The 13,676-nt window shown below is 69.6% G+C and carries 12 protein-coding genes; 6 read left to right on the top strand and 6 right to left on the bottom strand.

The window, feature by feature from the left end; all coding sequences use genetic code 11:
• Window positions 1-36 precede the first annotated feature (36 nt).
• The 3 genes from LVQ62_RS05320 to LVQ62_RS05310 are packed head-to-tail and all read left to right on the top strand — an operon-like array spanning window position 37 to window position 3,598.
• Window positions 37-1,626 (top strand): sugar ABC transporter ATP-binding protein, encoded by a 1,590-nt coding sequence (locus LVQ62_RS05320; RefSeq protein WP_233766060.1) that lies wholly within the window; start codon window positions 37-39, stop codon window positions 1,624-1,626.
• On the top strand, window positions 1,623-2,597 hold the full coding sequence (locus tag LVQ62_RS05315; RefSeq protein ID WP_179483193.1) for an ABC transporter permease: 975 nt from the start codon (window positions 1,623-1,625) through the stop codon (window positions 2,595-2,597). The genes LVQ62_RS05320 and LVQ62_RS05315 overlap by 4 nt, the downstream gene beginning before the upstream one ends.
• The gene (locus tag LVQ62_RS05310) at window positions 2,594-3,598 is read left to right on the top strand and encodes an ABC transporter permease (RefSeq protein WP_233766051.1); all 1,005 of its coding nucleotides are present in this window, start codon (window positions 2,594-2,596) and stop codon (window positions 3,596-3,598) included. The genes LVQ62_RS05315 and LVQ62_RS05310 overlap by 4 nt, the downstream gene beginning before the upstream one ends.
• A gap of 16 nt (window positions 3,599-3,614) precedes the next feature.
• On the opposite strand, the gene LVQ62_RS05305 is transcribed toward LVQ62_RS05310, so the two are convergent.
• Window positions 3,615-4,904 (bottom strand): MFS transporter, encoded by a 1,290-nt coding sequence (locus LVQ62_RS05305; RefSeq protein ID WP_233767657.1) that lies wholly within the window; start codon window positions 4,902-4,904, stop codon window positions 3,615-3,617.
• A 102-nt stretch (window positions 4,905-5,006) separates the two neighbouring features.
• Between LVQ62_RS05305 and LVQ62_RS05300 the strand changes: the two genes are divergently transcribed.
• Both LVQ62_RS05300 and LVQ62_RS05295 read left to right on the top strand, forming a co-directional pair.
• Window positions 5,007-5,663: a hypothetical protein gene (locus LVQ62_RS05300; RefSeq protein ID WP_233766049.1), complete on the top strand. Its 657-nt coding sequence runs from the start codon at window positions 5,007-5,009 to the stop codon at window positions 5,661-5,663.
• 72 nt (window positions 5,664-5,735) lie between these two features.
• A complete protein-coding gene (locus LVQ62_RS05295; protein WP_233766047.1) occupies window positions 5,736-6,014 on the top strand; it encodes a hypothetical protein in 279 nt (92 codons plus the stop codon).
• A gap of 100 nt (window positions 6,015-6,114) precedes the next feature.
• Here LVQ62_RS05295 and LVQ62_RS05290 read toward each other — a convergent pair whose 3' ends face one another.
• On the bottom strand, window positions 6,115-8,382 hold the full coding sequence (locus tag LVQ62_RS05290; protein ID WP_233766030.1) for a cation-translocating P-type ATPase: 2,268 nt from the start codon (window positions 8,380-8,382) through the stop codon (window positions 6,115-6,117).
• A 145-nt stretch (window positions 8,383-8,527) separates the two neighbouring features.
• Here LVQ62_RS05290 and LVQ62_RS05285 point away from each other — a divergent pair, with 145 nt between their 5' ends.
• A complete protein-coding gene (locus tag LVQ62_RS05285) occupies window positions 8,528-10,204 on the top strand; it encodes a fatty acid--CoA ligase (protein ID WP_233766028.1) in 1,677 nt (558 codons plus the stop codon).
• Window positions 10,205-10,289: 85 nt separating this feature from the next.
• Here LVQ62_RS05285 and LVQ62_RS05280 read toward each other — a convergent pair whose 3' ends face one another.
• From LVQ62_RS05280 to LVQ62_RS05265, 4 genes are all read right to left on the bottom strand, one after another.
• Window positions 10,290-11,759 carry an FtsX-like permease family protein gene (locus LVQ62_RS05280; RefSeq protein WP_233766022.1) on the bottom strand — a complete coding sequence of 490 codons (1,470 nt, stop codon included), beginning with the start codon at window positions 11,757-11,759 and terminating at the stop codon, window positions 10,290-10,292.
• Window positions 11,756-12,490: an ABC transporter ATP-binding protein gene (locus LVQ62_RS05275; protein ID WP_233766020.1), complete on the bottom strand. Its 735-nt coding sequence runs from the start codon at window positions 12,488-12,490 to the stop codon at window positions 11,756-11,758. Before LVQ62_RS05275 ends, LVQ62_RS05280 begins: the two co-directional genes overlap by 4 nt.
• Window positions 12,487-13,023 (bottom strand): PadR family transcriptional regulator, encoded by a 537-nt coding sequence (locus LVQ62_RS05270; RefSeq protein WP_233766018.1) that lies wholly within the window; start codon window positions 13,021-13,023, stop codon window positions 12,487-12,489. The genes LVQ62_RS05275 and LVQ62_RS05270 overlap by 4 nt, the downstream gene beginning before the upstream one ends.
• A 103-nt stretch (window positions 13,024-13,126) precedes the next feature.
• Window positions 13,127-13,546 carry a hypothetical protein gene (locus LVQ62_RS05265; protein WP_179483201.1) on the bottom strand — a complete coding sequence of 140 codons (420 nt, stop codon included), beginning with the start codon at window positions 13,544-13,546 and terminating at the stop codon, window positions 13,127-13,129.
• Between the last annotated feature and the right edge of the window lie 130 nt (window positions 13,547-13,676).

Genomic DNA, 13,676 nt, shown 5'->3' with positions numbered 1-13,676 from the left:
CCTCGACCACGGAGGCGATGGGGCGAGGACCCTGAGGTGCCCCGCCCCATCGCTGCTCGAAAGGCCCTGATGTCCGACTCTTCCGGTGTCGTGCTCCGCCTGGACGGCGTCAGCAAGTCCTTCCCCGGCGTACGCGCGTTGCGTGACGTCTCCCTCGAACTGCGGGCGGGCGAGGTGCACGCGCTCGTCGGTGAGAACGGCGCGGGCAAGTCCACGCTCATCAAGATCTCGACCGGGGTCTACACCGCTGACGAGGGCGAGGTGCGGCTGCTCGACGAGCCCGTCAGCTTCACCGACCCGTTGCAGGCCCAGGCAGCCGGCATCTCGACCATCTACCAAGAGGTCAATCTCATCCCGCTGATGAGCGTGGCCCGCAACCTCTACCTCGGCCGCGAACCACGCCGCTTCGGCCTGGTCGACACGGCCCGGATGAACCGCGACGCCCGAGCCCGGTTGCGGGAGTTCGGCATCGACGTCAATCCCGCCCGACCGCTGCGTTCACTGGCGCTCGGCGCCCAGCAGATGGTCGCGATCGCCCGAGCCGTGGAGATCGACGCCCGGGTCGTCATCATGGACGAGCCCACGTCGTCGCTGGAGAAGCGCGAGGTCGAGACGCTCTTCACCGTCATCCAGCGCCTCGCTGCATCCGGGATCGCGATCCTCTACGTGAGCCACCGGATGGAGGAGCTCTACCGGGTCTGCGACCGGGTGACCGTCATGCGCGACGGGCAGGTCGTCGGTTCCAGCGCGATGGAGGACATCGACCGGCTGCAGCTGGTCTCGATGATGCTGGGACGCGACGCGAGCGATCTGCGCCAACACGGCAGCACCGCGTTCGCCGAGGACCGCGACGTCGAGGACGACGTCGTCCTGCACACACAGGGGCTGAACGTGCGCCACACGCTGGAGGACGTGTCGCTCGACATACGCCGCGGCGAGGTGGTCGGGCTGGGCGGGCTGCTCGGCGCCGGCCGCAGCGAGACCGCCCGGGCGATCGTCGGCGCCCTGCACGCCGAGTCCGGAGAGGTCGCCGTCAACGGCAAGCGCCTCCGGCGTCGTTCGCCCGCCGCCGCGATCCGCGCGGGTATCGCGCTGCTGCCCGAGGACCGCAAACTCGACGGCATCGTGCCCGGCCTGTCGGTGCGGGAGAACATCGTGCTCGCAGCCCTGCCGCGGCTGTCCCGGTTGGGACTGGTGCAGCGCTCCAAACAGGATGAGATCGTCTCGTTCTTCATCGACCGGCTGCAGATCAAGGTCTCCAGTCCCTCCCAACGGGTCTCTGACCTGTCCGGCGGCAACCAGCAGAAGGTGCTGCTCGCCCGCTGGCTGTGCCTGCACCCCAAGGCCCTGCTCCTCGACGAGCCGACCCGCGGGATCGACGTCGGTGCCAAGGCCGAGGTGCAGGGTCTCATCGAGGAGCTCGCCCAGGACGGCCTCGCGGTGCTGCTCATCTCCTCCGACCTGGAGGAGCTGATCGAAGGCTCGGACCGCATCGTGGTGCTGCGCGAGGGCAAGGTCGTGGACAACCTGAGCGGTGACGCCGTCACCGACGACAACCTCATGCAGGCGCTGGCCGCCGACCCCTCCATCTCCGACGACGTGCAACCGGCGAAGGACTCCTCATGACCGCCACCCTGACCTCGACGAAGGCCGAGCAGCCCGTGGGGCGCCGGCGCTGGGCGGCGCCGGTCGCCAAGTACGCCGTCTACGCCGGCATCGTCGTCCTCATCGCCGTCAACGCCGTGATGAGCTCCTCCTTCCTCAGCCTGGACAACCTGCGCGTGCAGCTCTACCAGGCCGTCCCGGTGCTGATCGTCGCGCTCGGCATGGCGCTGGTGATCGGCACCGAGGGCATCGACCTGTCGGTGGGAGGCGTCATCGCCCTCACCTCCGCGGTGCTGCCGCTCTACCTCGGGTACGGCGTCTGGGTCTCGATCGCCCTGGCGATCCTGGCCGGCGGCGTCTGCGGCGCGATCTCGGGGAGTCTGGTCGCCTTCGCCCGCGTGCAACCGATCGTCGCCACGCTGTCGTTGATGATCGGGCTACGCGGGCTCGCAGTGATCATGAACGGCGCCACGGCCAAACCGCTCAACGACCCCACCCTGCTCAACCTCGGCCTCACCGGATGGCTGGGACTGCCGCAGATGGCGTACATCGGCGCCGGGCTCGTGGCGATCATCGCCTTCGTGGTCCGACGCACGACGCTGGGCCGCAACCTGGTGGCCGTCGGCGACAACGCGTCGGCAAGCTTCCTCGCCGGGCTGCCCGTGCGTCGCATCCTGCTGTCGGTCTACGTGATGTCGGGCATGCTCGCCGCCGTCGCCGGTGTCCTGATCGCGGGGCATGGGGCCTACGCCGACCCGGCCAACTACGGGCTCAACTACGAGCTGCTCGCGATCACCGCGGTCGTCGTCGGCGGAACTCCGTTGAGCGGCGGTCAGATCAGGGTGATCGGCACGGTCGCCGGCACGATCTTCATGCAGCTCGTCTCCGCGACGCTGATCCAGAACAACGTCAAGAACTCCTACGAGCAGATGATCGAGGCCGTCATCATCTGCATCGCCGTCTTCATCGCCCGGGAGAGTGCGAACCGATGAGCAGCCAGATGACCGCGCCCGCCGAGGATATGGCCGGTGGCGGGGTGACGGAGACCCCGCGCGAGCGGGTGTTCGCGCTGCTGCAACGCCAGGGCGGCCCGGTCGTCCTGGTGCTCGTGGTGCTGCTGGCCTGCATCTTCTCCTCGGGCTTCGCCTCGAGCGGCAACTTCTCGACCATCCTGGTCGGCAACGCGTACGTCTCCCTGCTGGCGCTCGCCGAGACCTTCGTCATCATCTCCGGCGGCATCGACCTGTCCGTCGGATCGATGTTCGCGCTCGGCGGGGTGCTCGCAGCCTGGGGGATGAACCACGGCGGCAGCGGCGTGGCGGTGCTCCTGCCGATCGTGGTCGGCCTGGTCATCGGCGTCATCCAGGGGTCGCTCATCGCGTACGCGCGGCTCGCGCCTTTCATCGTCACCCTGGCCGGACTGCTCTTCGCCCGCGGCCTGCTGCAGGCCATCAGCAACGAGGGGTCGACGACCTACCTGGTGCCCGGTCACTCCGTCTTCGCCTTCCTGGGCGACGGCACGTGGCGGCCGATCCTGACCGCTGTCGCCTTCTTCGCGATCGCCGCGGTGGTGCTGGTGCGCACCCGTTTCGGGCAGGCGCTCTTCGCCATCGGCGGCAGCGAGAACGCGGCGCTGCTGATGGGCGTGCGGGTGCGCCGCACGAAGGTGCTCGTCTACATGCTGTCCGGGACGCTCGCCGCGGTCGCCGGGATGCTCAACGCCTCGCGGCTGCAGTCCGGGGTGACGAACATCGGGGTCGGTTACGAGCTCACCGCCATCGCCGCGGTGGTGATCGGCGGCACGATCCTGACCGGCGGTTCGGGATCCATGTACGGCACCGCGGCCGGTGTCCTGCTGCTCGCGGTCATCCAGAACCTCATCGGCGTGCACCTGTCCCAGTACGGTTCGTCGGCCTCGGACCTGGTCAACGGCGCGTTCCTGGCCGTGGTCGTGGTGCTGCAGTCGTTCCTGGCCCGGCGTCGGGCTTTGTAAGGGACTCCGCGACCGGTCAGCCGCCCACCGGCATCGGCGCGGCCGCTTCCCGCACGACCCGGTAGCGCACGAACGCCGGCACCAGCAGTGCCGCGGCGATCACGAGGATCACCACCAGCACCCCACCTCCCGCGGCGGCAGCCGACGTGCCGACGAGGGCCGCGGCCCCGCCGTGCGCGACGTCGGCCAACCGCGGTCCACCCGCGACGACGACGGTGAAGACTCCCTGCAGCCGACCGCGCACGTCGTCGCTGGCTGCGCTCTGCAGCATCGTCGAGCGGAACGCCGCGGACGCCATGTCGGCGGCGCCGGACACGGCGAGCGCCACGAGCGCGACGATCAACAGCACCCCGGCGTGGCTGCCGTGCGCGAAGCCGACGGCCACCCCGAAGACGACGATCCCGAGGCCCCAGACCACGATCGCGACGATGACGGCGTAGCCCTGGCGCTCGGTGCGCGAGACCCACCCGGAGAAGACACCGCCGAGGACGGCGCCCGCGGGGATGGCCGCGAACAGCAGCGCGAAGACCAGCCCACCCTCGGCCGGACCGCCGAACGACTCGTGGGCGATCTGCGGGAAGAGCGCGCGCGGCATACCGAAGAGCATCGCGATGATGTCCACGAGGAAGGACATGAGCAGCACCTTGTGGTTGCGCAGGTAGGCGAATCCGTCGAGGACCGAACGCAGTCCGGCCTTGGGCGCGTTGCCGTCCGGCGGGAGCGGGGGCAGCGCGATGACGGCCCACAGGGTGGCGACCAGGGACAGGGTGTCGAGCAGGTAGAGCCAGGAGAAGCCGAAGACCGGCAGCAGCGCACCACCGACGAGGGGACCGGCGATCGCGCCGAACTGCATCACCGTCATGTTCAGCGAGTTGGCCGCCGGGAGCTCCACCTCGGGCAGGATGCGCGGGAGCACGGCCGATCGCGTCGGCTGGTTCACCGCGAAGAACGACTGCTGCACCGAGAAGAGCACGAGCAGCACCCACACGTTGTGCAGACCCATCAGCGCCTGCACCCAGAAGAGGCCGCTGCTCAGGATCAGGCCGACCGTGGTGACGCGCAGCAAGGTCCGCCGGTCCATCACGTCGGCGAGCGAGCCGCCGTACAGTCCGAACACCACCAGCGGGACGAGCCCGAAGACCCCGGTCAGACCGACATACGCCGAGCTGCGGGTCAGCTCGTAGATCTGCGCGGGGACCGCGACGACCGTGAGCTGGGCGCCGATCAGCGTGACGATGCCCGCGGTCCAGAGCCGACGGAACTCCGGTGTGCGCAGTGGCCTCGTGTCGGCCATCAGAGCGCGCATGTTCGCCACGGACCCTCCTCGTCTCTGTTCTGCCATAGCCAATCTATGTGGCCGGTCCGTCGAGGGCTCATCGTGTCCACGGTGGGCCTAGATTGACCTCTCGTGATCGATCCCCGTCGTACGCCCGAGCGCTCGATGCGCCGATGGCCGATCTCGGTCGCCGTGGCCCTGGCGCTCGCACTGCAGCTCTTCCTGCCCCGGCAGGCGTCGATCGGTCCGGCCTGGCTGATGCCGGTGGCACAGGCGCTGCTGCTCCTGCCGCTCGTGCTGTCCGATCCGGTGCGGCTGCGGCGGGAGGACACCACGTGGCGGCGGGCCTCGTTGTGTTCCGCGCTCGGCGTCCTGGTCGTCAACGCGCTCGACCTCGCGCATCTGATCATCGCGATCGCGACGGGCGGCAAGGTGTCCGCCCGCGAGATGATCGTCGCTGCGGTCGTCATCGAGGTCACGAACATCGTTGCGAACACAGCGATCTTCTGGGAGATCGACCGCGGCGGGCCGTTCGCCCGCAACCCCGAGCACCCGCACCCGCCCGAGCACCCGGACCTGCTCTTCCCCCAGATGTCCGATGTGAACGACACGTCGTTCCTCACCTGCTTCACCGACTACCTCTTCACTGCGTTCACGCTCGCCACGGCGTTCAGCCCGACCGACACGATGCCCGTCAGCCCGCGCAGCAAGATGCTCTTCATGCTGGGCGGGACGGTGTCGGTGCTGTCCGTCACCCTGGTCGCAGCCCGCGCGGTCAACCTCTTCTGACGCGCGGCACCCCCAACCGCTCGAGCGTGGTGTGGCGGCCACGCCGAGCCTCGCGTCGGCGGCTACAACGTCGTGATCGACGGGAGGTCCGTGGGCGGCGCCGACCCCGGCGACCTGCAATGCCACGGCTCGGATCCGCTGGTGCCCGTGTCCTTCACGACGAACCCCATCTCAGTAGCGGTCAGCCGGGGCACGCACGTCGTCACGGTGAGCGAGACCTTCTGCGGTGGGGACAGCACCTTCCACACGGCGGTCGCCACTCGTTCGGTGGGCGTGGGCGAGAGCAGCCCGCCCTCCGCGCAGCCGCCCACGCCGTCCCCGGTCAATACCCGCGTCGGCGTCACCGGCTGACACCGTTCCTCCTCATCGGGGGTGGGGAAACGACGAGGGGTGGGGCCGTTGCCCCACCCCTCGCTCGTTTCCTCCACCCCTCGACGGAAGGAGCGACGCGTCAGCGCAGGGTGCGGAAACGCCGCAACCGCAACGAGTTCAGCACCACGAAGATCGAGGAGAGGGCCATCGCGAGCCCGGCCACCATCGGCCCGAGCCGGCCGCTCACGGCCAGTGGGATCGCCGCGACGTTGTAGGCGAACGCCCACACCAGGTTCTGCTTGATCACCCGAAGGGTGCTGCGGGACAACCGGATCGCGTCGGCGACCGCGAGAGGGTCGCTGGATGCCACAGTGATGTCGCCGGCCTCGATCGCCGCGTCTGTGCCACCGCCCATCGCGATGCCCAGGTCGGCCTGCGCGAGCGCCGGTGCATCGTTGACCCCGTCGCCCACCATCGCGACCGCGTGCCCCTGCTCCCGCAGCTCGCGCACGGCCGTCACCTTGTCCTGCGGCAGGACGCCGGCGATGACCTGCTCGATCCCCACCTCCGCCGCGACCCGGGCGGCCGCCCAGGCGTTGTCGCCGGTCAGCAGCACCGGGTGCAGACCGAGCGAGCGCAGCCGACGTACGGCGTCCGCGGACGTCGGGCGCACCGTGTCGGCGACCGCGATGACGCCGCGCGCAGACCCTTCCCAGGCCACCAGCACCGCTGTGGCACCGTCGCTCTCGAGGCGACGCAGCTCGTCCATCAGCTGGTCCGGGACGGCGACCGACTGCTGCTCCAGCAGGGCGGGGCGGCCGACGAGGACGGTCGTGTCGTCGACCATTCCGGTCACTCCGAGCCCGCTGACGTCCTTGATGCAGTGGGCGTCGACGCGCCCGGACGCCGCCGCGCTGATCGCGCGGGCGACGGGATGGGTGAAGGAGTGCTCGACCGACCCCGCGCGGCTCAGCAGCTCATCGCGGTCCACGCCGTCGGCCGCGACCACGTCGCGCACCGTCATGACACCCGTGGTGAGGGTGCCGGTCTTGTCCAGGAGCACCGTGTCCAGGGTGCGGGAGGTCTCGAGCACCTCGGGGCCCTTGATCAGCAGCCCGGCGCGGGCGCCCCGGCCGGTGCCCACGAGCAGCGCCATCGGGGTCGCGAGTCCGAGCGCGCACGGGCATGCCACCACCAGCACCGAGACGGCCGCCGTGAAGGCCGCGGTGACGGAGCCGCCGAACGCCAGCCAGCCGACCAGGGTGGCGAGCGCGATGAGCAGGACGACGGGGACGAAGACGCCCGCGACGCGGTCGGCGAGCCGCTGCACAGCGGCCTTGCCTGATTGGGCGTCCTCGACGAGCTGCGCCATCTGTGCCAAGGCTGTGTCGCTACCGACGCGGGTGGCGCGGACCACCAGCCGACCTTCGACGGCGAGCGTCCCACCGGCGACGTGATCGCCCTCGCCGACCTCCACCGGCAGTGACTCCCCCGTCATCGCCGAGGTGTCGACCGCCGAACGACCCTCGGTGACAACGCCGTCCGTGGCGATCTTGTCGCCAGGGCGCACGACGAACGCGTCGCCGACAGCGAGCTCCCCGATCGGGACACGACGCTCGCCACCCGACCGCAGCACCGCCACGTCGCGCGCGCCGAGGTCGAGCAGAGCGCGCAGGGCGGCACCGGCGGCACGCTTGGACCGGGCCTCGATGTAGCGACCGGTGAGCAGGAACGCAGTGACCCCTGCAGCGGCCTCTAGATAGATCGAGTCCGCCCCGCTCGAGGCGGAGACGGTGAGCTCGAAGCCGTGGCGCATGCCGGGCATCCCGGCGTCGCCGACGAAGAGCGCGTAGAGCGACCACCCGAACGCCGCGAGAGTGCCGAGCGAGACGAGCGTGTCCATCGTGGCCACGCGGTGGCGGGCGTTGGCCCAGGCCGCGACGTGGAAGGGTCGCCCACCCCAGACCACGACGGGCGCGGCCAGGACCAGGGAGAGCCACTGCCAGTTGCGGAACTGCGCGGCCGGGATCATCGCGAGCACGATGACCGGCACCGTGAGGACCCAGCTGACGAGCAGCCGTTGGCGCAGAGATGCCACGTGGTCCGGCACATCGGGCGTGGTCGGTGCGTCCGGCGCGTCCGTGGCCACCGGCAGCTGCGCCTCGTACCCGGCGTCCTGGACCGCGCGCACCAGCTCAGCACCCGTGACGGCCGGGTCGTGCTGCACCCGTGCCTTCTCGGTGGCGTAGTTGACCTGGGCGTCCACGCCGTCGAGCGAGTTGAGGCTCTTCTCGATGTGCATGGCGCACGAGGCGCAGGTCATCCCGGTGATGACGAGCTCGGTCTCGGCGAGCGCGGTCGCAGCCTGGCGGGTCGTCAGAGTCACCGGCGTGGTGGTCGTGGGCATGGAACCTCCTGGATCACCATCCACAATACCCCTAGGGGGTATGGCTGAGACGATGTGGGGGCCCTTCGCGGCCGTTCCTCGCCCATCTCCGCTGATCCTTGGCGAGCCCTACGCGGGAGTCACTTCGGGGTGAGACGCTGATCACATGAAGAGCACCATGCAGACCACGCCTCTGCTCATCTCCCAACTCCTGCGCTACGGCACCACGGTCCACCGGGACAGCACCGTCTACACCTGGACCGCCGACGGCGCGCGCACCTCGACGTACGCCGAGGTCGGCCAGGATGCCGCGCGCCTCGCGAATGCGTTGCGCGGCATGGGAATCACCGACGACCAGCGGGTCGGCACGTTCATGTGGAACAACACCGAGCACCTCGTCGCCTACCTCGCGGTGCCGTCGATGGGCGCGGTGCTGCACGCGATCAACATCCGCCTCTTCCCCGAGCAGCTGATCTACACGGCTGTGCACGGCGGCAGCGAGGTCGTCATCGTCGACGACAGCCTGGCCGAGCCGTTCAGCAAGGTGCTGCCGAAGCTGCCAGCGATCCGACACGTGATCATCAACGGCGACGCGGTCAGCGACGAGGTGCGCACCGCCATCGCGCAGACCGAGCACGTCGAGAGCGTGCGCGGCTGGCGCGAGCTGCTCGACGAGCAGCAGGACACCTTCGACTGGCCGGAGGATCTGGACGAGAACTGCGCGTCGTCGATGTGTTACACCTCCGGCACCACCGGCAACCCCAAGGGAGTCGTCTACTCCCACCGCAGCAACTACCTTCACGCGACCGGCGTGGTGTCCGGTCTCGCGATGCGCCAGGCGGAGAACTTCCTGGTCGTCGTGCCCCTCTTCCACGCGAACGCGTGGGGTTACCCGTACTGCGCGATGGTGTCCGGCGCGTCGCTGGTGATGCCCGACAAGTACCTGCAGCCCGAGCCGCTCGCGCAGATGATGGAGCAGTTGAAGGTCACCACCGGCGCCGGCGTCCCGACCGTGTGGAACGCCCTGCTGCAGTACCTCGACGAGCACGACGACGCCGACGTCTCCAGCTGCCGGATGCTGATGGTCGGCGGATCCGCCGTGCCGCTGTCGCTGATGAGGGCTTTCCAGGAACGCCACGGCATCGAGATCATCCAGGGCTGGGGCATGACCGAGACCTCGCCCGTCGGAAGCCTGGCGGTCCCGCCGGGGCACGCCGAGGAGGGCTCGGACGAGTACTGGCGCTACCGGGCCGCGGCCGGTCGACTGCTGTGCGGCGTCGAGGCGCGCATCATCGGACCCGACGGCGACGAGAAGCCGTGGGACGGCGAGAGCGTCGGCGAGGTCGAGGTGCGCGGGCCCTGGGTCACCGGCGCCTACTACTCCAACGGCACCGAGTCCGACCAGCAGTTGGACGACGCGGCCGCCAAGTTCGACGACGGGTGGCTGCGCACCGGCGACGTCGGTCTGCTCACCCACGACGGGTTCCTGGTGCTGACCGACCGATCCAAGGACGTCATCAAGTCCGGTGGCGAATGGATCAGCTCGGTCGACCTGGAGAACCACCTCATGGGTCACCCGGACGTGGTCGAGGCCTCCGTGGTCGGCGTGCCCGACGACAAGTGGGACGAGCGGCCGCTCGCGGCCGTCGTACTCCGCTCCGGCGCTTCCCCCTCGGCGGACGAGCTGCGCGAGTTCCTCTCCGACAAGGTCGCCAAGTGGCAGCTGCCCGAGCACTGGACCTTCATCGACGAGGTGCCCAAGACCAGCGTCGGCAAGTTCGACAAGAAGGTGCTGCGTCAGCGGTACGCCGACGGCGACCTGGAGGTCAGCACCGTCGGCTGACCGTCGTCGATTTCGCCATGCGCGACGGGGCACATCTGCCCCGTGGCGCATGGCGAAATTCAACGGGTGCGGACAACCGCGTGGCTCAGGCCGCGCGCAGCTCCGCCAGATTGGTGCTGCGTCTCAGGAGGAGCAACGACACCGCGGTCAGGGCCACCGCGACCAGCAGCGTGCCGCCAGCGACCGCGGCCAGAGCAGCCCACGGCACGGGCACCCCTACGACGATGTTTCGGGACCCTGTGACGATCGTTCCGTCGGCCTCCGTCGTGGTGCCGGACGGGACGCTCATGCTCGCGGTGGTGCCGAAGACACCGCGCGCGGCGAGCACTCCCGTCGTTGTGGCGATTAGGACGGTCGGGACCAGCGGGGCGACCATCTCCAGCAGCGACGCGGCGGCGAGCGTTCGACGCGGTACGCCCGAGGCGACCAGGGCCGCCAGAGTGCGCCGTCGGGCGACCACTCCCTCCGCGGCGACCACCAGGAGGCCCGCCACCGCGATGGCGATCGCGACAGCCAGGACGACGTCCACCAGGTCGAACGCGTTGGCGTAGAAGGGGTCGTCGTTGCCGGCGGTGCGGAGCAGGAAGTCGGCGCGCACACCCTGCGCTGCCGCTCCAATCAGCACCGAGATGACGACGGCGGCGCAGGCCCGGCTGGCGGTGAAGGGCGCGGCCACCATTCGGCGACAGGCGATGAGTGCCGCGGGCCGACGCGCATGTGCAGCTCCCAGCCTTCCGAGGTGGAACGCGCACGCTGCCGACCCGAGCACCAGGCCGATTCCGGTGCAGAGGAAGAACGCCGTGATCAGAAGCAGGAAAGCACCCTGGCTTCCGTAAAGACGCGCTGGAATCGCCGACCAACCGATCAGACCGATCGCGCCGATCAGGAAGACGATGACGGGAGCGATGGCGGGCGGTCGGTGGATCACCCGGCGTATCACTCCGAACGGCGTGAGCGCCGTACGCCGCAGCGCGAGGAGCCCGAGCAGGGACGCACCGGCCGGCACCGTCAGAAGCACCATGACGAGCAAGACGGGGTGTGGCAGGACGTCCGTGGGGAGCAGGTGTGCATGGTCGGCCGTCTGCTCACCCATCTGAAACCCCCTGCCGGATCCGCCGGTCGAGAACCATCGATGGATCACGAGATACGCCGACGCGGCCACCACCGAGCCCAAGGCGGCAGCGCAGCAGACCTCGAGCGCGAGGACGGTGCGAACGTCCCGGGGCGTGCCACCGGCCATCCGCATCGCGGCCAGCCGCCGGTCGCGGGCCGGCGCACCGACGCGGCTGCACTGCCCCACGAAGGACAGACTCAGAGCGCTGATCGCGATCATCGCCACCACCACTCCCGGGTGCAGACCGGGCTCGGACAGCAGTTTGGTGGTGTAGGGCCCGTCGTGCGGTCCGATCCTGATTACTGCCGCCGCGAGCATCAGCACGAATGACGCGAAGGCCGAGCCGACCGCGGTGAGCACGATGCGCAGCGCGTCTGCCCGGCCGCCGCGCAGAGCGAGCCGCAGAAGGCTGGCGAACCGTGGCCCGCGCGCGGAGGTCACGACGCCTCCCCACCGATCACCAGGTGCGCCGCGTCGACGGCGTCGTCGTAGCCGTCGATCTGTCCGTCGCGCAGTTGGATCTCGCGATCGCCGTACGCCGCGACCCGGGCGTCGTGGGTGACCAGGACGACGCTGGTGCCCGCCTCCCGCACGACACGGCTCATCTGGGTCATCACCTGCTCGCCGTTCAGGCTGTCCAGCGAGCCGGTCGGCTCATCGGCGAAGAGCACCTGCGGCTCGGTGACCATGGCTCGCGCCACCGCGACACGTTGGGCCTGCCCGCCGGACATCTCCGTCGGTCGCGTGCGGGCCAGCCCGACGACCTCGAACCGCTCCAGCCACGTCGTCGCCGCAGCCATCGCCGCCCCGCGACGCGCTCCGTCTAGCAGAAGCGGTAGCGCCACGTTCTCGATGGCCGTGAGCTCGGGCACCAACTGGCCGAACTGGAAGAGCACCCCGAAGTCACGCCGCCGCAGGCGAGACCTCTCGGCCTCGCTCTCCATGCTGATCCGGCGCTCCTCGTAGAACACCTCACCGGCATCCGGTCGCACGACACTGGCGAGGCACATGAGCAACGTGGACTTGCCTGAGCCGGACGGCCCCGTGACCGCGAGGATCTCGCCACGCCCGAGCTGCAGGCTCACCCCCTTCAGCGCGGGGTTTCGGCCGTACGACGCGACGAGCGAGCGGGCGCTCAATACCGGCGCCTGCGAGCTGGGTTCGGACCTCATGCGTGCATCTCCTTGGTGAGGGCGGTGACCCGCTGCAGGGCGGTGTCCATCCAGCGCAGGTCGGCGTCCAGATGGGAGAGGGCGTAATCGGCGCCGAGCACCTCGTCCAGGGACGACGCGGGGTCGACCTTGACCTTGGTGAAGTGCCGCATCCGTCGCAGGTGCGCCTGGCGCTGCCGGAGCAGGTACGCCGTCGCCTGCTGCTCGCTCGTCGCGAGGATGGCGATGGTGACCTTCGTCGCGAGCGGGTTGCTCACGAACGCGAACGGCTCTTCGACCTGATCCAGCCAGCTCTGCAGCTCGGCGGCACCGGCCGCCGTGACGGCGTAGACCGTGCGGTCCGGTCCGTCGACGCGCTGCACCGCCACGGGCTCGATGAACCCCTGGCGGTGCAAGCGCTCCAACGTGGCGTAGACCTGCCCGAACGCGAGCGGTTTCGCTGTCGGGAAACGGTCGTCGTACCCACGCTTCAGGTCATAGCCGTGCTGCTTCCCCCTGCTGAGCAGCCCCAGAAGTACATGACCGGTCGACATGGACGTATCTATTCACACAGTGAATAGATACGTCAAGGGTCTACGATTTCGCCATGCACGGCGAGGCAGCCGTGCCCCGTCGCGCATGTCCAAAAAGAAGGGGTCAGCGGTTGCGCTCGGGCAGACCTGCTGCCCACAGGGCCGCGGCGACGAGGGCCGGCTGGCCGAAGAGACGAAGAAGTCGCTTGGTGTCGGTGTCGAGTCCGAACGCGTCGGTGCGTTCGACGTACTGCGCGATGTTGCCGGGGAAGATCACGACATAGAACGCCGCGAGCGCGAGCCCGGTCTGACGTCGCTGCTCCGGCAGCAGGAGCATGGCCAGACCCAGACTGATCTCGACCACGCCGGATCCGAGCACGACCAGGTCCTGATCCATCGGGAACCAGTCGGGCACCTGCGCCTTGAACTCGCGGCGGGCGAAGGTCAGATGGGAGGTGCCTGCCAGCGTCATCACACCGCCCAGGACCCTCCTGGTCACCGTCTGCGAGGTCGTGGCCGGGCGCGAGGTCGACAAGGAGAACATTCCGCCAGCGTAGGGACTTGCGCAGGGCGGCGTCAGTGGTCGCGCACCGGCAAGGCCGCGGATCCGTCCTGGCACAACACGACGCCCCAGGGTGTCCCTGGGGCGTCGTGATCAATTCACGTGTGGTGCA

It is taken from the genome of Allobranchiibius sp. GilTou73 (assembly GCF_021391335.1).
Taxonomy (GTDB): domain Bacteria; phylum Actinomycetota; class Actinomycetes; order Actinomycetales; family Dermatophilaceae; genus Allobranchiibius; species Allobranchiibius huperziae.
The sequence above is the reverse complement of the archived record's forward strand: the minus strand, read 5'-3'. Positions and strand labels throughout refer to the sequence as shown.